The 18,359-nt window shown below is 71.6% G+C and carries 13 protein-coding genes and 1 pseudogene; 9 read left to right on the top strand and 5 right to left on the bottom strand.

Annotated features, from left to right (window positions below):
* Positions 1 to 18: 18 nt before the first annotated feature.
* Complete coding sequence (locus tag ABTX78_RS12910; RefSeq protein ID WP_352206828.1) at positions 19 to 1,488, bottom strand: PucR family transcriptional regulator ligand-binding domain-containing protein; 1,470 nt, start codon at positions 1,486 to 1,488, stop codon at positions 19 to 21.
* 126 nt (positions 1,489 to 1,614) lie between these two features.
* Here ABTX78_RS12910 and ABTX78_RS12905 point away from each other — a divergent pair, with 126 nt between their 5' ends.
* From ABTX78_RS12905 to ABTX78_RS12895, 3 genes are read left to right on the top strand one after another with little or no spacing between them, the layout of a single operon-like run.
* Positions 1,615 to 3,090 (top strand): sodium:solute symporter family protein, encoded by a 1,476-nt coding sequence (locus ABTX78_RS12905; protein ID WP_352206827.1) that lies wholly within the window; start codon positions 1,615 to 1,617, stop codon positions 3,088 to 3,090.
* Positions 3,091 to 3,131: 41 nt separating this feature from the next.
* Entirely contained in the window at positions 3,132 to 4,112 is a 981-nt protein-coding gene (gene speB / locus ABTX78_RS12900) for an agmatinase (RefSeq protein WP_352206826.1), read from the top strand.
* Positions 4,109 to 5,791, top strand: a complete 1,683-nt coding sequence (locus tag ABTX78_RS12895; RefSeq protein WP_352206825.1) for a thiamine pyrophosphate-binding protein — start codon at positions 4,109 to 4,111, stop codon at positions 5,789 to 5,791. The genes speB and ABTX78_RS12895 overlap by 4 nt, the downstream gene beginning before the upstream one ends.
* 120 nt (positions 5,792 to 5,911) lie before the next feature.
* Here ABTX78_RS12895 and ABTX78_RS12890 read toward each other — a convergent pair whose 3' ends face one another.
* Positions 5,912 to 6,562 (bottom strand): response regulator transcription factor, encoded by a 651-nt coding sequence (locus tag ABTX78_RS12890; RefSeq protein WP_352206824.1) that lies wholly within the window; start codon positions 6,560 to 6,562, stop codon positions 5,912 to 5,914.
* A 4-nt stretch (positions 6,563 to 6,566) separates the two neighbouring features.
* Positions 6,567 to 6,779 (bottom strand): annotated as a pseudogene (locus ABTX78_RS12885) (two-component sensor histidine kinase); the annotation flags it as partial.
* Positions 6,780 to 6,904: 125 nt separating this feature from the next.
* On the opposite strand from ABTX78_RS12885, the gene ABTX78_RS12880 reads away from it, so the two are divergent.
* Positions 6,905 to 7,348 carry a hypothetical protein gene (locus ABTX78_RS12880; protein WP_352206823.1) on the top strand — a complete coding sequence of 148 codons (444 nt, stop codon included), beginning with the start codon at positions 6,905 to 6,907 and terminating at the stop codon, positions 7,346 to 7,348.
* Positions 7,349 to 7,366: 18 nt separating this feature from the next.
* Here the strand turns inward: ABTX78_RS12880 and ABTX78_RS12875 are convergent, their stop codons facing one another.
* Together ABTX78_RS12875 and ABTX78_RS12870 are read right to left on the bottom strand one after the other, a co-directional pair.
* Positions 7,367 to 7,708 (bottom strand): hypothetical protein, encoded by a 342-nt coding sequence (locus ABTX78_RS12875; protein WP_352206822.1) that lies wholly within the window; start codon positions 7,706 to 7,708, stop codon positions 7,367 to 7,369.
* Between the two features lie 253 nt (positions 7,709 to 7,961).
* Positions 7,962 to 10,031, bottom strand: a complete 2,070-nt coding sequence (locus ABTX78_RS12870) for a TerD family protein (RefSeq protein ID WP_352206821.1) — start codon at positions 10,029 to 10,031, stop codon at positions 7,962 to 7,964.
* 194 nt (positions 10,032 to 10,225) lie between these two features.
* On the opposite strand from ABTX78_RS12870, the gene ABTX78_RS12865 reads away from it, so the two are divergent.
* The 5 genes from ABTX78_RS12865 to ABTX78_RS12845 all read left to right on the top strand — a co-directional run bounded on the left by ABTX78_RS12865 (position 10,226) and on the right by ABTX78_RS12845 (position 18,243).
* Entirely contained in the window at positions 10,226 to 11,266 is a 1,041-nt protein-coding gene (locus ABTX78_RS12865; RefSeq protein ID WP_352206820.1) for an esterase-like activity of phytase family protein, read from the top strand.
* Positions 11,267 to 11,377: 111 nt separating this feature from the next.
* On the top strand, positions 11,378 to 12,355 hold the full coding sequence (locus ABTX78_RS12860) for a serine hydrolase (RefSeq protein ID WP_352206819.1): 978 nt from the start codon (positions 11,378 to 11,380) through the stop codon (positions 12,353 to 12,355).
* Between the two features lie 119 nt (positions 12,356 to 12,474).
* On the top strand, positions 12,475 to 16,191 hold the full coding sequence (locus tag ABTX78_RS12855; protein ID WP_352206818.1) for an ABC transporter ATP-binding protein: 3,717 nt from the start codon (positions 12,475 to 12,477) through the stop codon (positions 16,189 to 16,191).
* A 109-nt stretch (positions 16,192 to 16,300) separates the two neighbouring features.
* On the top strand, positions 16,301 to 16,678 hold the full coding sequence (locus ABTX78_RS12850; protein WP_502993857.1) for a hypothetical protein: 378 nt from the start codon (positions 16,301 to 16,303) through the stop codon (positions 16,676 to 16,678).
* Between the two features lie 131 nt (positions 16,679 to 16,809).
* A complete protein-coding gene (locus ABTX78_RS12845) occupies positions 16,810 to 18,243 on the top strand; it encodes a S28 family serine protease (RefSeq protein ID WP_352206817.1) in 1,434 nt (477 codons plus the stop codon).
* Positions 18,244 to 18,359 lie beyond the last annotated feature (116 nt).

Genomic DNA, 18,359 nt, shown 5'->3' with positions numbered 1-18,359 from the left:
CGAGTCGCCCGGCACGCCTCAGAGCCAGCGCAGCGCGAACCACAGCTCCATGCGTACGTCCGCGTCGTCCAGGTCCTCGTCCAGCAGCGCCGCGCAGCGGCCGATGCGCTGGCGCACCGTGTTGCGGTGCACGTCCATCGCGGCCGCCGTACGGTCCCAGCTGCCGTGCAGCGAGAGCCAGCTGCGCAGGGTCTCCACCAGGGCGGGGGAGTCCGCGAGCGGGGCGAGACGCAGCCGGGCGTGGGTTGCCGCCTCCTCGGGCGAGAGCAGCGCGGCGAGCGAGGTGCCACGGTGCCGCACCAGTTCGCTGCGGGTGGCCATGGCCCGGTGCAGCGCCCGCGCCGCGCGGGTGTCGGCGGCGCCGAGATCCGCCGGGGCCACGGGGTCGCTGGCGCCGAGGACCCAGCCGGGCTGGGCGGTCACCTCCCGGCCGGCCGGCAGCAGGATCCGTACCGTGCCGTCGCCCACCGGGTCCACGAGGGCGCTGCCGAGCGCGGCGCCCAGCGCGGACGCGTCGAAGGGCGTGCCGCGCCCGCCGCGCGCGTGCACCACGGTCCACCGTTCGGCCCCGAGCAGCGGCGCGGCCTCCGCGGGTCCGGCCCCCAGCAGCATCCGTACGAGGGCCGCGCTGCGGCCCGTCGCGTCGACGCCCTGGTGGGGCGCGGTGAGCAGGGACAGCAGCACGACGGCGACCCCGGCGACGGTGTGGTCGCCCGGCTCCCGCCCGGGGGCGCAGAGTCCGAGGACGAGCCCCTGACTTCCCCCGAGGGCGTACGCGGCGAGATGGATGCCGTCGACGGTGTCGCTGGCGGAACTCGGCGCGGGACGTGCACTGCCCTCCGCCTCCGGCACCGGCGGGCCGGCCGGGGCCACCACCCCCGCGAGCCGCGCCAGGGCCCGGCGGGCCTCCCGGGACGGCGCGCGCCCTGCGGTCGACAGTTCCGTACCGTCCGCCGCCAGCAGCACCGCCTGGCCGCCGACCCTCGACGCCAGCTGGGTGAGGACGGCGGGGACCGGGTCCGGGCGGGCCGCCGCCGATGCCAGGCCCTGCTGCGCCTGCGTCACCCTCCGCAGCTCGCGGTGGCGTGCCTCCGCCATCAGCCGCCACACCGCCCGGGCCACGGCCGTGAAGGTGGTCGGCGGTGGCACCTCCAGCAGCGGCAGGCCGTGCCGGTCGCATGCCTCGACCAGTTCGGCGGGCACCGTGTCGTACACCGGCGTGACACCGAAGCCGAGCGCCGCGGCCCCCGCCGCGACGATGCGCGAAACATAGCGGTCGGGGTCCTCCAGCAGCACGCCCGCGCTCAGCAGCAGCTCTCCGCCGAGCAGATACGGATAGGGATCCGCCATTTCGGAGGTGTGCACCATGTGGATGACCGCACCGGGCTCCCGCGGCCCGGCGATCTGGCGCAGGCCGAGATCCTCATGGGCCAGCAGCGCGGTCAGCGGGACCGGTGGGGTGGGAGGTGCCGCAGCGGTCTCCGGCATGGACAGTCCATCCATAGAAGAGGTCGACAATGGATGAAACGTACACTTCAGCGTTTCTTTCCGGCCACCTAGCGTCAGCTGTCGACAAGACCTGAGGACCCGGGGGACGAGACGGAGGGAAAGCCGATGGCTGTCGACTACGCAGTGATCGTCGTTTATCTGGCCGGCATGCTCGGCATGGGCTGGTGGGGCATGCGCCGCGCCAAGTCCAAGAGTGAGTTCCTGGTCGCGGGCCGCCGCCTCGGCCCCACGATGTACTCGGGCACCATGGCCGCCATCGTCCTCGGTGGCGCCTCGACCATCGGCGGCGTCGGCCTCGGATACAAGTACGGCCTCTCCGGCGCCTGGATGGTCTTCACCATCGGCCTCGGCCTGCTCGCGTTGTCCGTGTTCTTCTCCGCGCGGATCGCCCGCCTGAAGGTCTACACCGTCTCCGAGATGCTCGACCTGCGCTACGGCGGCCGGGCCGGCCTCATCTCCGGTGTCGTGATGTGGGCGTACACCCTGATGCTGGCGGTCACCTCGACCATCGCCTACGCCACGATCTTCGACGTCCTCTTCGACATCAACCGCACCGCGTCGATCATCCTCGGCGGCGCGATCGTCGTCGCGTACTCCACGCTCGGCGGCATGTGGTCCATCACCCTCACCGACATGGTGCAGTTCGTCGTGAAGACGATCGGTGTGCTGCTGCTCCTGCTGCCCATCGCGGTGGTCAAGGCCGGCGGCTTCAGCGAGATGAAGGCCCAGCTGCCCACCGAGTACTTCGACCCGCTGGGCATCGGCGGCGAGACGATCTTCACCTACGTCCTGATCTACACGTTCGGCATGCTGATCGGCCAGGACATCTGGCAGCGGGTGTTCACGGCGCGCAGCGACAAGGTCGCCCGCTACGGCGGCACCGTCGCCGGTACGTACTGCCTGGTCTACGCCCTCGCCGGCGCCGTCATCGGCACCGCGGCCAAGGTCCTCTACCCGAAGCTGCCCAACGCCGACGACGCCTTCGCGACCATCGTCAAGGACGAACTGCCCATGGGGGTGCGCGGGCTGGTGCTCGCCGCCGCCCTCGCCGCCGTCATGTCGACCTCGTCCGGCGCGCTCATCGCCTGCGCCACCGTCGCCAACAACGACATCTGGTCGCGGCTGCGAGGTCTCACCTCGCGCGGCGGCAAGGAACACGGCGAGGCCGACGAGGTCAAGGACAACCGTCTGTTCATCCTGGTCATGGGCGTCGCGGTCATCTGTATCGCCATCGCCCTGAACAACGTCGTCGAGGCCCTCACCGTCGCCTACAACCTGCTCGTCGGCGGGCTGCTGGTGCCGATCCTCGGCGGGCTGCTGTGGAAGCGCGGCACGGTCGCCGGCGCGCTGGCCGCGGTGATCGTCGGCGGTCTCGCGGTCATCGGTCTGATGGCGTCGTACGGCATCCTCGCCAATGAGCCCATCTACTACGGGCTGCTCGCCTCGCTCGCGGTCTACATCGTGGTGAGCCTCGTGACCCCGCCGACCGACGAGGCGACGCTCGCGAACTGGCGCGAACGGCTGGCCGGCCGCGGCGGCGAGGAAGAGACGCCGGCCGAGGCAGCGCCGGTACCCAGCTAAAGTCGTAACCGCAACGAAGCGTAGGAAAGAAGGCATTTCACATGAGCAGCAACGAGCAGCCGCGCGGCCCGATCGACTCGTCCCGCATCCCGCGGTACGCCGGACCCGCCACGTTCGCCCGGCTGCCACGGCTCGACGAGGTCGGCACCACCGACGTCGCCGTCGTCGGTGTGCCCTTCGACGCCGGGGTCTCCTACCGTCCCGGCGCGCGCTTCGGCGGCAACGCCATCCGTGAGGCGTCGAGGCTCCTGCGCCCCTACAACCCGGCGCAGGACGCCTCGCCCTTCGCGCTCGCCCAGGTCGCCGATGCCGGCGACATCGCGGCGAACCCGTTCAACATCAACGAGGCCGTCGAGACCATCGAGGCCGCCGCCGACGATCTGCTCGGCACCGGGGCCCGGATGATGACCCTCGGCGGCGACCACACCATCGCGCTGCCGCTGCTGCGCGCCGTCTCCAAGAAGCACGGCCCGGTCGCGCTGCTGCACTTCGACGCGCACCTCGACACCTGGGACACGTACTTCGGCGCCGAGTACACGCACGGCACCCCGTTCCGCCGCGCCGTCGAGGAAGGCATCCTCGACACCGAGGCGCTCTCCCACGTCGGCATTCGCGGACCGCTCTACGGCAGGCAGGACCTCACCGACGACGAGAAGCTCGGCTTCGGCATCGTCACCTCCGCCGACGTCTACCGCCGGGGCGCCGACGAGGTCGCCGACCAGCTGCGCGCGCGCATCGGCGACCGCCCGCTGTACATCTCGATCGACATCGACTGTCTCGACCCGGCGCACGCCCCCGGCACCGGCACCCCCGAGGCCGGTGGCATGACCTCCCGCGAGCTGCTGGAGATCCTGCGCGGCCTGTCCTCCTGCAACCTCGTCTCCGCCGACGTCGTCGAGGTCGCCCCCGCGTACGACCACGCCGAGATCACCTCCGTCGCCGCTTCCCACACGGCGTACGAGCTGACCACGATCATGTCCCGGCAGATCGCGGCCGCGCGCGAGACGGGCGGGGCGAAGTGACGCACGACCACGACATCGTCCTGCGGCCCACCCCGCAACAGACGCAGGCCGCGCTCAATCCGCCCGCCGGGCGCAACGGCGGTGACCTCGTCGTCGAGACACTCCAGGGCCTCGGCGCCACCACCGTCTTCGGCCTGCCCGGCCAGCACGCGCTCGGCATGTTCGACGCCCTGCGCCGCTCGTCGCTCTCCTACGTCGGACTGCGCGTCGAGAACAACGCCGGCTTCGCGGCCGACGCCTACGGCCGGATCACCGGAGAGGTGGCCCCGCTGCTGCTGTCCACCGGTCCCGGCGCGCTGATGTCGCTGGCCGCGCTGCAGGAGGCGGCCGCCGCCTCCGCGCCCGTGCTCGCCATCGGCAGCCAGGTGCCGAGCGCCGGGCTCGGCGGCGGACGCCACGGCTATCTGCACGAACTGCGCGACCAGCAGGCCTCGTTCCGGGACGTGGTGAAGTCCGTCCACACGGCCCGCAGCCAGTCCCAGATCCCCTCGGCGATCGCCGCCGCCTGGGAGTCGGCGCTCACCGCGCCGCACGGTCCTGTCTGGGTCGAGATCCCGCAGGACGTCCTGCTCGCGCGGACGGAACTGCCGGTCGTCACCGCCATGGACGCCACCCCGGACGAGATCGTGCCCCGGCCAGAACTGACCGCCGTGGCGGCCCATCTGCTGGCGAACGCCCGGCGTCCGGCGATCATCGCGGGCGGCGGGGCCGTGCGCTCCGACGCCTGCGGCAAACTGCTCGCGCTCGCCGAACGGATCGACGCACCGGTCGTCACGACCTTCGGCGGCAAGGGCGCGTTCCCCTGGGAGCACCCGCTCTCGCTCCAGTCCTGGCTGGAGGACCGGCACACCACCGACTTCCTGGAGGACGCCGACGTCCTGCTGGTCGTCGGCTCCGGACTCGGCGAACTGTCCTCCAACTACCACACGTTCGCCCCGCGCGGCCGGGTGATCCAGATCGAGGCGGACGCCGGCAAGCTCGGCTCCAACCACGACTGCCTCGGCATCCACGCGGACGCGCGGCTCGCGCTGTCGGCCCTGCTGGAGACGGTGGAGCCCCGTCGGGACGAGAGCGCGCCCGAGCGGGTGCGCACGGTCCTGGCGGCCGTACGCGAACGCATCGACGCCCAGGAACTCACCCTGGAGCAGCGGCTGCTGGCCTCCGTCAGGGAAGCCCTGCCCGACACCTCGCCCAGCTTCTGGGACATGACGATCCTGGCGTACTGGGCCTGGTCGGCGTTCGACGCCCGCCACCCGAACACGATGCACTCGGCTCAGGGCGCCGGCGGTCTCGGCTACGGCTTCCCCGCCGCCCTCGGCGCGGCGGCAGCCGACCCGACCCGGCCGGTCCTCGCGGTCTCCGGCGACGGCGGGGCGATGTACTCGATCGCCGAACTGGCCACCGCCCGGCAGTATCAACTCCCCGTCACCTGGCTGATCGTGGACGACGGCGGTTACGGCATCCTGCGCGAGTACATGACCGACGCCTTCGGCGAGGCGACGGCCACCGAGCTCGCCCGGCCGGACTTCGTGGCGCTCGCCGAGTCCTTCGGGGTGCCGGCCGTCCGCACGACGCCCGAGTCGCTGTCGGAGGACCTCGCCAAGTCCTTCGCGGAGCCCGGCCCGTCGGTGGTCGTGCTCCCGGCGGTCCTGAAGATGTTCGCGCCGACCCACCTCTGAGAGCCGATCGCGGCGACCCGTCTCCGCGGGGCCGGCCGCACCGACCAGCCCACAGAACCCCTGCGCCCCGCCGCTCACTCCCCCGAGAGCGGCGGGGCGCAGGTCTGTCCCCAGCCGCTCTCAGGCGGGCGTCACGAACCCCGACTCGTACGCCGCGATGACCGCCTGGGTGCGGTCGCGCGCGCCCAACTTCCCCAGCACGGCGCTGACATGGGTCTTGACCGTCTCGGTGCCGACAACCAGCCGCGCGGCGATCTCCGCGTTCGTCAGACCGCGCGCCATCAGCCGCAGCACCGCCGCCTCCCGCTCGGTCAGCCCGGCGCGCTCCATCGCCGAGCGGGCGGCGCTGCTGCCGTACTCCGCGGCCAGAGCACGCACCGCCGCCGGGAAGAGCAGCGACTCGCCCTCCGCGACGAGCCGGACCGCGTGCACGATCTCGGTGGGGCGGGCCCGATTGAGCAGAAAGCCCGCGGCGCCGGCGCGCAGGGCCTCGTAGACGTACTCGTCGTTCTCGAAGGTCGTGATGACCAGGATCTTCGGCGGGTCGGCGACCGTCCGCAGCACGGCCCGCGTCGCCTCGATGCCGTCGAGCAGGGGCATGCGCACGTCCATCGCCACGACATCGGGGCGCAGTCGGCGCACCAGCGGTATCACCGCCGCGCCGTCGGCCGCCTCGCCCGCCACCTCGATGTCCGGCTGCGCCTCCAGGACGGCCCGCAGTCCGGCCCGGACCAGGGGTTCGTCGTCGACGAGGAGTACGGAGATCGGCATCCGGTCAGCGTAGGCCGTCCAGCGGCAGGCCGACCCGCACCCTCCACCGGCCCTCGTGCGGACCGGCCGTGGCGTGGCCGCCGAGCAGCGCCGCCCGCTCCCGTATGCCCCGCAGCCCGCTGCCCCGCCCGCCCGCGACGGCAGGCTCCACCAGCACGTTGCACACCTCCAGCTCCAGCCGGCCGGCGGCGACCTCGATCCGCACCTGCGTCGGCACCGGCCGGCCTCGACTTCGGCCAGATCGCGGCCATCTGCTTCGGGGCCCTGGCCGTCGCGGGGGAGTACCGCAGTGGCGCGATCCGCGTCTCCTTGACCGCGGTGCCGCGCCGAGGTCTGTTCTGGGTGTCGAAACTCGCCGTCGTCGGAGCCCTGTCCCTCGTGGTCGGCCTGCTCGCCAGCCTGACCTGTTTCCTCGCCGGGCAACCCTTCCTCGGCGACCGCGGCCTCACTCTCATCGACCCCGGCGCCCTGCGCGGAGTGATCGGCTGCGGGATCTTCCTGAGCCTCATCACCCTGTTCTCGGCGGGCCTCGCGGCCGTCCTCCGCAGCGCGCCCGCGGTGATGGGCCTCCTCATCCCCTTCCTGCTGATGCTGTCCTTCGTCATCGGCGACCTCTCCGAGGAAGGGGGCGCGGTGGAGTTCCTCCCCGATCGCGCGGGCCGGCAGATCCTGCTCCAGGACGCGACGGGCACCCTGGGCCCGTGGAGCGGTCTCGGCGTGCTGGCGCTGTGGGTGGGTGCGGCGCTGTGGGCGGGCGGCCGGTCCCTTGCCCGGCGGGACGCCTGAAAGGGACGGCGGCCGGGCTCAGTGGACGATGCTGTAGCTCTGCCACGGGCGGGCGCCGGGGGCGATGACGTCCGACAGCGTGGTGGGCAGATAGGTCGAGTCCTTGCCCGTGCAGTCCGGGGTCGGGTACAGCACGAGGTCCACCAGCGTGTTGTTGGTGACCGAGACGGCCCCCGGCGCGTCGAGCCGGTGACAGCCTGTCACCGGCGGGTTGGACACGGTCACATGCCGCTGGTCGGCGGTCTGGTAGGCGATGGTGCCCGCGGCGTTGCGGCCGAGGCCGGAGCAGCCCGCGACGGCGACAACCAGGAACGCCGCCCCGGCGGCACCGGCGAGACGCCGGCAGTGGGTCACGGACATGGATGATCCTCGTCTGTGCGGGAAGTCCTGCCGAGCCCACCCTGCCGCGTCCCCGCGATCCCGGCACCAGGTGAGGGTCTGGTCGGGGGACGGGGCAGGGCGGGAGGGGCGGCGGGACCCGCTGGGCCGGTTGCACAGGCTTCAGGACCGGGGCCGGCGGCGCGTGCTCCCGCAGGCCCCAGCGCCCGGCCCGGAGTGCCGTGCCCGCGCTGTCCCAGGGGCCCGGCCCGTCGCAGCCGCCCGCCCCGCCCGATTACGCCCCGGCCCCCACGACCGCCGGTTCCGCGGCTTGTGTCCGGCCCGCCGGACGGCGCTCGAAGGGGCCCACCTGGGCGACCACCTGGGCGTAGAACCGGTCCACCACGTCGTCGACGCTGCGGATGAATCCCGTTTCGGCACTGCCGCGGGTGACCCCCATGCCCTTGAACAGCGACAGCCGGAAGCCCGTCGCCCGGGTGCCGTCCTTCGGCAGCATGTCGGCCGGCTCCGGGCGCAGGCGTTCCAGCGTGCCGCGCGGCCCGTGGCCCCCCTCGACCAGAGTCTCCACATGCAGATCCGCCGGTGCCTCGGCCAGCATGCGCAGCAGCCGCTTCGCCGACGTGAGGGGATAGCTGCCCTCGGGCGCCCGGACCTCCATGGAGGTCCGCAGCCTGCCGGTCCGCAGGTCGGCCACGATCGTGAGAACACCGGGTGTGCTGTCGATGCGCAGTTCGGCGGTCAGCCGGCCGTCCTCGCAGAGCCCGTCGGCGAGCGCGGCGCGGCGTGTCCGCGGATCGACGCCCCGCTTGGCGCGCTGCACCGGCAGGACCTTCTGGCCCAGCTCGCCCCCGAGGCGCAGACAGACCTGACGGATGAGCTGCTCCCAGCTCTCCACCACTTCGACGGCGCGCCGGTCGCCCTGGCAGAGGGTCTCCGTGTCGATGCCGTTGCGCACGGGCACCCAGGCGGGACCCATGTTCTGGAATCCGTGGCAGCCGGAGTTCTCGTGCTGGAGATAGGACAGCAACTCCTGGAGAAGCCACGCGTGTGCGGCGTTGCCGACACCCTCGTGCCTGATGAGCATCTGCGCCTGGTGCGCCACCTCGGCCCACGACAGATGCCAGAGGGCGACCTTGTGCTTGCGCCGTCCGTCGGTCTTGGCCGCCACCGGGGGACAGCCTTCGAGGGCGACGTCGTTCGACAGCGTGATCACGGCCTCGTAGCCCCGCCGTGCGGCGATGTCCATGTAGTCCTGGACCTGCTCGGGCCGCAGCGGGTTCCCGTTGGTCTTCGTCTCGACCAGACCCGTCCACAGCTTCCCGGCCCGCTCCACGCGGATCACGCCGTCGGGACGCCTGGGCGTCTCCCCGTACGGCAGCGAGACCTCGGTGAACGTCTGCATGCGGCCGGCGGGCGCGCCGAAAGGCGCCGTCAACCGCCGCCCGAACTCCGGCACTTCGGCCATCACCGAGAGCAGAACGGACGTCGCCCGCAGCTCACGCTCCTTGTCGCTCTTGAGCGTCGGCGCGGGGAACAGCCGTGCCGGCCTCCACGCCTCGTTCTCGGCGAGGGACTTCTTCACCCCCTTGGGCAGCGTGACCTTCTTCTTGGCGGTCCGGGGACCACGGGTACGCCTGGACGTCGTCCCCGCGCCGGGCTCCTCCCCGCGTACGTCCTGCGCGGGGAGCGTCACGCGCGGCCCGGCGGCCGCCGAGGGCGGTACCTGTGCCGACGGCTCCTGCTCCACCACGGCCGGCGCGGCCTCGGGGTCGCCCGCTTCGGTGTCCTCGTCGGCGCTGTCGTCGACGATGTCGATGCCGAAGTCCGTCGCGAGACCGGCCAGTCCGGACTCGTACCCCTGGCCGATCGCCCGGAACTTCCACTCCTCACCCCGCCGGTACAACTCGCCGAAGAGGAAGGCGCTCTCCACGCCGGCGTCCTCGATGGAGAAGCCGAGCAGCGTCTCGCCGCCGCGGTCGGCCACGGTCACCCGCAGGTCGTCCAGCTCACCGAAGCAGGCCCCGCCGTACTGGCTGGCCGCCACCACGATGCGCTCCACGTCCGGTGGCACCGCCGTCAGATCGAGACTGATCCGGTCCTCGCTGCCCCCGTCGGTGGGCGCCTTGCCCAGCAACTGCACGCTGCCGTCGGGCGCGGCGGGATGGTTGTAGAAGAAGAAGTCGGCGTCGCCGCGTACCTTCCCGTCGCCGTTGAGCAGCATCACCGAGACGTCCGCGTCCCCGTCTCCGGTCGCGCTGCTCCAACGCAGGCTCACGATCACCGATCCGGTGTCGTCACTCAGGTCCGCCAGGCCCACGTTCGAGCCCTTGGCCATCTCGCGCATGCTGTCCCCCCAGGACGTGCAGCTGTTTTCGCGCAGGCGAAGCCGCCGGACGACGTCGACCTGTGACGTACGTCGCACTCCCTGCTATGTGATGAACCGTAGCGCCGAGGAGGGGTGCATGAGGAGACGATGTGAAGACCGGAGTTCACGTCGAGTCCCCCCGGCCTCAATCCCCGCCCCCTACCGTGCCCCCCATGCGTCTGCGCCCCCTCCTCGCCTCCGTCACCGCCGCCGTGGCCGTCGCCGGTTGTCTCACCGCCGCCGCGCCCGCCCTCGCCCGTCCGGCCGACCGGGACTGTTCGCCGCGGGTCGGTATCGACAGCTATTCCGACGCCCTCGACAAGACCCGTTTCCAGGACACCTTCGTCGGCAACTTCTCCGCCCTCGCCGTCGACCGTGACGGGCAGATCGCCGCGCTCTCCGACCGGTCCGAGCTGTTCCGGCTGCGCGGGGCAGGGCTGCGGCCGAGTGGTGTCGTGCATCTCGCGGACGAGAGCGGGGCGCCGCTCGACTCCGAAGGGCTCGTCGTCGAGCGTGACGGCAGCCGGCTCGTCGCGTCCGAGACCGAGCCCTCCGTGCGCCGGTACAGCCGGGACGGGAAGATCCTCGGCCGGTTGCCCGTGCCGGACGCCCTTCAGGTCGCACCCGCCGGCCGCGCCACCCGGAACGCCACCTTCGAAGGGCTGACCCTGGACAGCGGCGGCCGGCGGCTCGTCGCCGCGATGGAGGGGGCGATCAGTGGCGACGCCGCCGGGATCGTCCGGCTGCAGAGCTGGCACCGGGACAGCCCGCGGCACGGCTTCCGGCCCGCCGCGCAGTACGGCTACCGCACCGACACCGCTCTCGGCGTCAGCGAGATCACGGCCACCCGCGACGGACGACGGCTCCTCGTGCTGGAGCGGGGCTTCACCGCGGGTGTCGGCAACACCGTCCGGCTGTACCTGGCCGACACCGCCCGGGCTCGCGATGTCAGCGGCATCGAGAACCTCACCGGGCAGCCGGACGTCCGCCTCGTGGCCAAGACACTCCTCGCCGACCTCGCCGACTGCCCCTCACTCGGTGCGCCCGCCAAGCAGCCCCAGCCCAACCCGCTGCTCGACAACATCGAGGCCCTAACCGTCACCGGGCACACCCGCGACGGGCGGCTGCGGCTGCTGCTGGCGAGCGACGACAACGAGAACGCCGCCCAGATCACCCGCTTCTACCGGCTGACCGTGTGGCTGCCCCGCCCCTGACCTGCTCACAGTGCGACAACGGCGTACAACTTTTCCGCCCACCGTGAGTCAAGTGGTGCGGGGGTGTCGGGGAGGCGCCCCGCACAGGCATTCAGGGGACGGGGAAGCTTCATGACTCACCACCGAATATCCGGCCGCGTATCCGGCCGTCCTTCGCGTCGCGCGAGAGGCGCGGCCGGGGTCGTCGCCGTCGCGACACTCGTGCCGCTCGCCGCCGCCACGGCGCCTGCGGCGGCCGCGCCGCCGCAGGTCGCGTGCACCTCCCAGCAGGCCGGTCTCGCCGCCAAGCTGACCGCCGACATCACCGCCGCCCTCAAGGGTCGGACGTCGACGACGGCCGTGCTGCTCAACGACCGTGTCACCAGGACCAGTTGCACGCTGCGGCCGGATCAGCAGTACGACTCGGCCAGTATCGTCAAGGTGACCGTGCTCGCCGCCCTCCTCCAGGAGGCGCAGATCCAGAAGCGCGGCTTCACGAAGCGCGAGTTCACCCTCGCCAACGACATGATCACCAAGTCGGACAACGCGGCCACCAGCGCCCTGTGGAAGCAGCTCGGTCTCACCAAGATCAAGCGCTTCCTCACCGCGGCCGGCATGACGAAGACCGTGCCGGGCGCCGACGGCTACTGGGGCCTCACCCGGATCAACGCCCGCGACGAGCAGAAACTGCTCGGCATACTGACCGCGAAGAACACCGTGGTCAGCGACCCCAACCGGGCCTACGCCCTCAAGCTGATGCAGAACGTCGTCGCCTCGCAGCGCTGGGGCACCCCGGCCGGGGCACCCGCCACCGCCACCGTCCAGGTGAAGAACGGCTGGCTTTCGCGGGCCACGCACGGCTGGCGCGTGCACAGCATCGGCGCCTTCACAGGCCCCGGCCACAACTACCAGATCACCGTTCTCACCCATGACAACGCGACGATGAACGACGGTGTGAACACCATCCAGGCCGTCGCCCGGGCGATCCACAAGGATCTCAACCCGACAGCGCCCGCCCGCAGCGCGTTCGTACCCCCGGCCGTCCCGCACGAGGCCGTCCCGGCCACGCCGGAGCGCGCGGCGAAGGAGGCGATTCCGGCTCCTCACTGACCGGTCTCAGCGGACCCCGCCGACCGAAGTCGGCCGTATCCGTTCGTTGCAGCGGGATGAAATACGCTGCTCGGCGCGTTGGTGCCTTCCGGTGGATGAATTTCAACGGGAGGCACCACGTGGCGGCGAATGAGGGGTGGGCCCGGCGCCTGGCCGGTTACGCCTGGCGGTACCGGCGCAATGTGCTGCTCGCGCTCGGTTCGTCCCTGGGCGGCATGGCCGTCATGGCGCTCGTCCCCCTGATCACCAAGATCGTCATCGACGACGTGATCGGGGACCACTCCCGCTCCCTCGCCGTCTGGACCGGCCTGCTCATCGCCGCGGCCGTCGTCGTCTACGTCCTCACCTACGTCCGCCGCTTCTACGGCGGCCGCCTCGCCCTCGACGTCCAGCACGACCTGCGGACCGAGATGTACGCGACGATCACCCGGCTCGACGGGCGGCGTCAGGACGAGCTCTCCACCGGCCAGGTCGTCGGCCGGGCGACCAGCGACCTCCAGCTCATCCAGGGTCTGCTCTTCATGCTCCCGATGACCATCGGGAACATCCTGCTCTTCCTGATCTCCCTCGTGATCATGGCGTGGCTGTCGCCGCCCCTCACCCTGATCGCCGTCGCCGTCGCCCCCGCCATCTGGTTCATCGCCAAGCGCAGCCGGGTCCGGCTCCACCCCGCCACCTGGTACGCGCAGAGCCAGGCCGCCTCCGTCGCGGGCGTCGTGGACGGAGCCGTCTCCGGCGTACGCGTGGTCAAGGGCTTCGGCCAGGAGGACCAGGAGGCCGGCAAGCTGCGCGAGGCGAGCCGCAAGCTGTTCGCCGGCCGGCTGCGCACCATCAGGCTGAACGCCCGCTACACCCCCGCGCTCCAGGCCGTCCCCGCCCTCGGACAGGTCGCCATGCTGGCCGTCGGCGGCTGGCTGGCCACCCGCGGCCAGATCACGCTGGGCACCTTCGTCGCCTTCTCCGCCTATCTCGCCCAGCTCGTCGGCCCGGTCCGGATGCTCGCCGTGGTGCTGACCGTCGGCCAGCAGGCACGCGCGGGTGTCGACCGCGTACTGGAGCTGATCGACACCGAGCCCACGCTGACCGAGGGCACCAAGGTGCTCCCGGCGGACGCCCCCGCCACCGTCGAGTTCGACGACGTGACCTTCGGATACGACCAGGAGCGCCCGGTCCTCGACGGCTTCTCGCTGGAGATCCGTCCCGGGGAGACCGTCGCCGTCGTCGGGTCGTCCGGCAGCGGCAAGTCGACCGTCTCGCTCCTGCTGCCCCGCTTCTACGACGTGACGCACGGCGCGGTCCTCGTCGGCGGCCACGACGTGCGCGAGCTGACCTACGACTCGCTGCGGGCCGCGATCGGCATGGTGCCGGAGGACAGCTTCCTGTTCTCGGACACGGTCCGCGCCAACATCGCGTACGGAAAACCCGGCGCGACGCAGGAGGAGATCGAGACCGCCGCCCGCGCCGCCCAGGCCGACGGCTTCATCGGCGAGCTGCCCGACGGCTACGACACCACCGTGGGCGAGCACGGTCTGACCCTCTCCGGCGGCCAGCGCCAGCGCGTCGCGCTCGCCCGGGCGATCCTCACCGACCCCCGGCTGCTGCTGCTCGACGACGCCACCTCCGCCGTGGACGCCCGCGTCGAGCACGAGATCCACGAGGCGCTGCGTTCGGTGATGACCGGCCGCACCACCCTGCTGATAGCCCACCGCCGCTCCACCCTCCAGCTCGCCGACCGCATCGCGGTCCTGGACGGCGGACGGCTCGCGGACATCGGCACCCACGAGGAGCTGACCCGGCGCTCGGCCCTGTACCGCCGGCTGCTGACCGACCCGGACGAGCTCGGCGGCGTATCGCCGGGGCACGCTCCCGCGCTGGAGGCCGAGGCGGGCAGCGACAGCTCCGTACGGGACGAGCTGGACGCGGAGTTCGACGCGGAGCGCGGCATCACGCCCCGGCTGTGGGTGCGCGAGGAGACCGTGCGGGAATCGGCCGCGCCGGGAGCCACCCCCGAGCTGCTCGCCCAGGTGGAGGCGCTGCCGCCGGCCGACGACACACCGGACGTCGACGAGGCACGCGCCGTCCGCGTCGAGCACACCGAGGGAGAGGGCCAGGGCCTGCGGCTGCTGCTGCGCGGCTTCGGGCTTCCGCTGCTCGTCAGTCTGCTGCTGGTGGCTGTCGACGCCGGCATGGGCCTGCTGCTTCCGGTCCTGATCCGGCACGGCATCGACCAGGGTGTGGAGCAGGTCGCGCTCGGCGCGGTGTGGGCGGCCTCCGGCCTGGCGCTGCTGAGCGTGCTCGTGCAATGGACCGCGCAGATCGGCGAGACCCGGATGACGGGCCGCACCGGCGAGCGGGTGCTCTACTCCGTACGTCTGAAGATCTTCGCCCAGCTCCAGCGACTGGGCCTCGACTACTACGAGCGCGAACTGACCGGCCGGATCATGACCCGGATGACGACGGACGTGGACGCCCTGTCGACGTTCCTGCAGACCGGTCTAGTCACCGCGTTCGTCTCGGTGGTCACCTTCTTCGGCATCATGGTCGCCCTGCTGGTCATCGACCTCCAGCTCGCGCTCGTCGTCTTCGCGACCCTGCCGGTGCTGATCGTCGGCACCTTCTTCTTCCGCCGCAAGAGCGTGCAGGCGTACGAGCTGGCGCGTGAGCGCATCAGCGTCGTCAACGCCGACCTCCAGGAGTCCGTGTCCGGGCTGCGCATCGTGCAGGCGTTCCGCCGGGAGCGCTCCGGCAACGACCGCTTCGTGGCCCGCAGCGAGCACTACCGCGAGGCCCGCGTCCGCGGCCAGTGGCTGATATCGGTGTACTTCCCCTTCGTGCAACTGCTGTCCTCGGTGGCCGCCGCTGCCGTCCTGATCGTCGGCGGGCACCGGGTCGACGCGGGCACGCTGAGCACCGGCGCCCTGGTCGCCTACCTCCTCTACATCGACCTCTTCTTCGCCCCCGTGCAGCAGCTGTCGCAGGTCTTCGACGGCTACCAGCAGGCCTCGGTGTCGCTCCGGCGCATCCAGGAACTGCTGGACGAGCCGACATCGACGGCGAGCGCGAAGAAGCCCGTGGACGTCGCGTCGCTGCGCGGCGAGATCGCCTTCGAGGGCGTCGACTTCCGTTACGGCGACGAGGAGGAGGCCCTCACGGGCATCGATCTGCGCATCCCGGCGGGCCAGACGGTCGCCTTCGTCGGCGAGACCGGCGCGGGCAAGTCGACGCTGGTCAAGCTGGTCGCGCGGTTCTACGACCCGACGAGCGGCCGGGTGACCGCCGACGGACAGGATCTGCGCGAGCTCGACCTCACCGCCTACCGGCACCGGCTCGGCGTCGTCCCGCAGGAGGCGTACCTCTTCGAGGGCACCGTCCGCGACGCCATCGCCTACGGACGGCCCGGCGCGAGCGACGCCGAGGTCGAGGCCGCCGCCCGCGCCGTCGGCGCGCACGACATGATCGCCACCCTGGACGGCGGCTATCTGCACGAGGTCTCCGAGCGCGGCCGCAATCTCTCGGCGGGCCAGCGTCAGCTGATCGCCCTGGCCAGGGCCGAGCTGGTCGACCCCGATGTGCTGCTTCTGGACGAGGCGACGGCCGCGCTGGACCTGGCCACCGAGGCTCAGGTCAACCAAGCCACCGATCGGCTGACCGGCCGCCGCACCACCCTGGTCGTCGCACACCGGCTGACGACCGCCGCGCGCGCCGACCGCATTGTGGTGATGGACGGCGGCAGGGTGGTCGAGGACGGAACCCACGACGAGCTCCTCGCTCTGGAGGGCCGTTACACCACGCTGTGGCGGACCTTCATAGGAGAGGACGAACCGGCCACGGTGTGACCATGTCGTGGGGTCGGCAACCGTTCCGCCCCCGCCTGCGTCGTACGCATGTACGGGGCCGTGACGAGGGGGCGCAAAAGTGTTCGGTGGGACGGAGACGACCAGGCCGGTGAGGAGACTGCTGGCGCAGTTCCTCGCGGTGCTGATGGCCGTGGGGGCGCTGTCCCTCGCCGGGCCCGGTACGCAGAGCGCGGAGGCCGCCTCGGGCTGTCCGGGGCGGGTGCAGAAGACCGTGCGGTTCCCGGGCGGCGAACTGCGCGTCCACAAGAGCCGGAACTACGCCTGCGCCGTGACCGTCGCGAGGAAGCCCGGAGCCCGGAGGGCGATGTCCGTCTCGCTCCAGGCCCGCGGCGGCCGTGCCGCCGTCGACCGCGGCACCTTCACCCGCCAGGCGGGGCCCGTCACCGTGCACGCGCTCAACCGCTGCGTCCGGGCCACCGGCGCCATCGCCGGGGTCTCCCGCTCCACCGGCTGGATCCTGTGCTGACCCGCCGTCGCCCCGCATCCCCGTCCGCTCCCTGACCTGCCGTCGGTTACCCGGCAGTCAACTGGGGGTGGCCAGCCGGGCATTGCCCCCGCTAGGTTCACCGCGTCACAGGTGAACCAAGGGGAGGGTGAATGAGCAAGGCGCTCAGATGGCTGTTGTCGCTCGTGGTGCTCATAGGCACGATGAGCGCGGCCGGCGCGACGGCGGGTGCGGCTACCGCCGCGGAGCCTGCGCCCGGCACGGACATCAAGGACCGGATCCTCGCGATTCCGGGCATGAGTCTCATCGAGGAGAAGCCGTACACCGGGTACCGGTTCTTCGTCCTCAACTACACACAGCCGGTCGACCACCGGCACCCGGGCAAGGGGACCTTCAAGCAGCGGATCACCCTGCTGCACAAGGACACCAACCGGCCGACGGTCATGTTCACCTCCGGCTACAACGTGAACACCACACCGCGCCGCAGTGAGCCGACGGCCATCATCGACGGCAACCAGGTCTCCGTTGAGTACCGCTTCTTCACGCCGTCCCGTCCCGAACCGGCCGACTGGTCGAAGCTGGACATCTGGCAGGCCGCCAGCGACCAGCACCGCCTCTTCACCGCGCTGAAGAAGGTGTACGCCAAGAAGTGGCTCACCACCGGCGGCTCCAAGGGCGGCATGACGGCCACGTACTACGAGCGCTTCTACCCGCGCGACATGGACGGCGTCGTCGCCTACGTGGCCCCCAACGACGTGCGGAACAACGAGGACTCGGCCTACGACCGCTTCCTCGCGAACGTCGGAACCGCCGAATGCCGCACCAAGCTCAACAACGTGCAGCGTGAGGCGCTGATCCGCCGCGAGCAGCTCGCCGCGATCTACACCCAGTATGCCGCCGACAACGGCTACACGTTCACGACGGTCGGCTCGCAGGACAAGGCCTTCGAGGCCGTCGTCCTCGACTACACCTGGGCGTTCTGGCAGTACAGCCTGCTGGCGGACTGCGCCGCCATCCCGGTCGCCAAGACCGCGACGGACCAGCAGATCTGGGACAGCATCGACGCGATCTCCGGCTTCTCGTTCTACACGGACCAGGGCCTCGCGCCGTACGCGCCGTACTACTACCAGGCCGGCACCGAGCTGGGCTCGCCCGACATCAAGCAGCCGCACCTCAAGGGCCTGAGCCGGTACGGCTACCAGCCGCCGCGGAACTTCGTGCCGCGCGACATCCCGATGCGCTTCAAGCCGTTCGTCATGGACGACGTCGACCACTGGGTGCGCAACAACGCCCAGCGGATGATGTTCGTCTACGGTCAGAACGACCCGTGGGGCGCCGAGCAGTTCCGGCTGGGCAAGGGTGCCCGTGACAGCTATGTGTACGTCGCTCCGGGCGCGAACCACGGTGCGGCCGTGGGCGCTCTGGTCGCCGACCAGAAGGCCGCCGCCACCGCCTCCATCCTGAAGTGGGCGGGCGTCGCCCCGGCCACCGTCCAGCAGGACGAGGCCAAGGCGAAGCGCCTGACGGCGTACGACGCGAAGCTCGACAAGCGTGACATCGAGCGGGAGCCGTCCCTGCGGCCGTGACGCCGCAGCGTGGGCTGTGCCCGCCGTGTCACTCACACACGGCGGGCACAGCCCACCGCCTTGTCCCCGCCCGGATGCACGTACAGGGCCGTCCACTTCGGGCACTGCGCCCTCTC

Source organism: Streptomyces sp. NPDC096193, from assembly GCF_040302905.1.
Taxonomy (GTDB): Bacteria; Actinomycetota; Actinomycetes; order Streptomycetales; family Streptomycetaceae; genus Streptomyces.
Note: the sequence above shows the minus strand (reverse complement) of the source record. Positions and strands in the feature narration are given on the sequence as shown.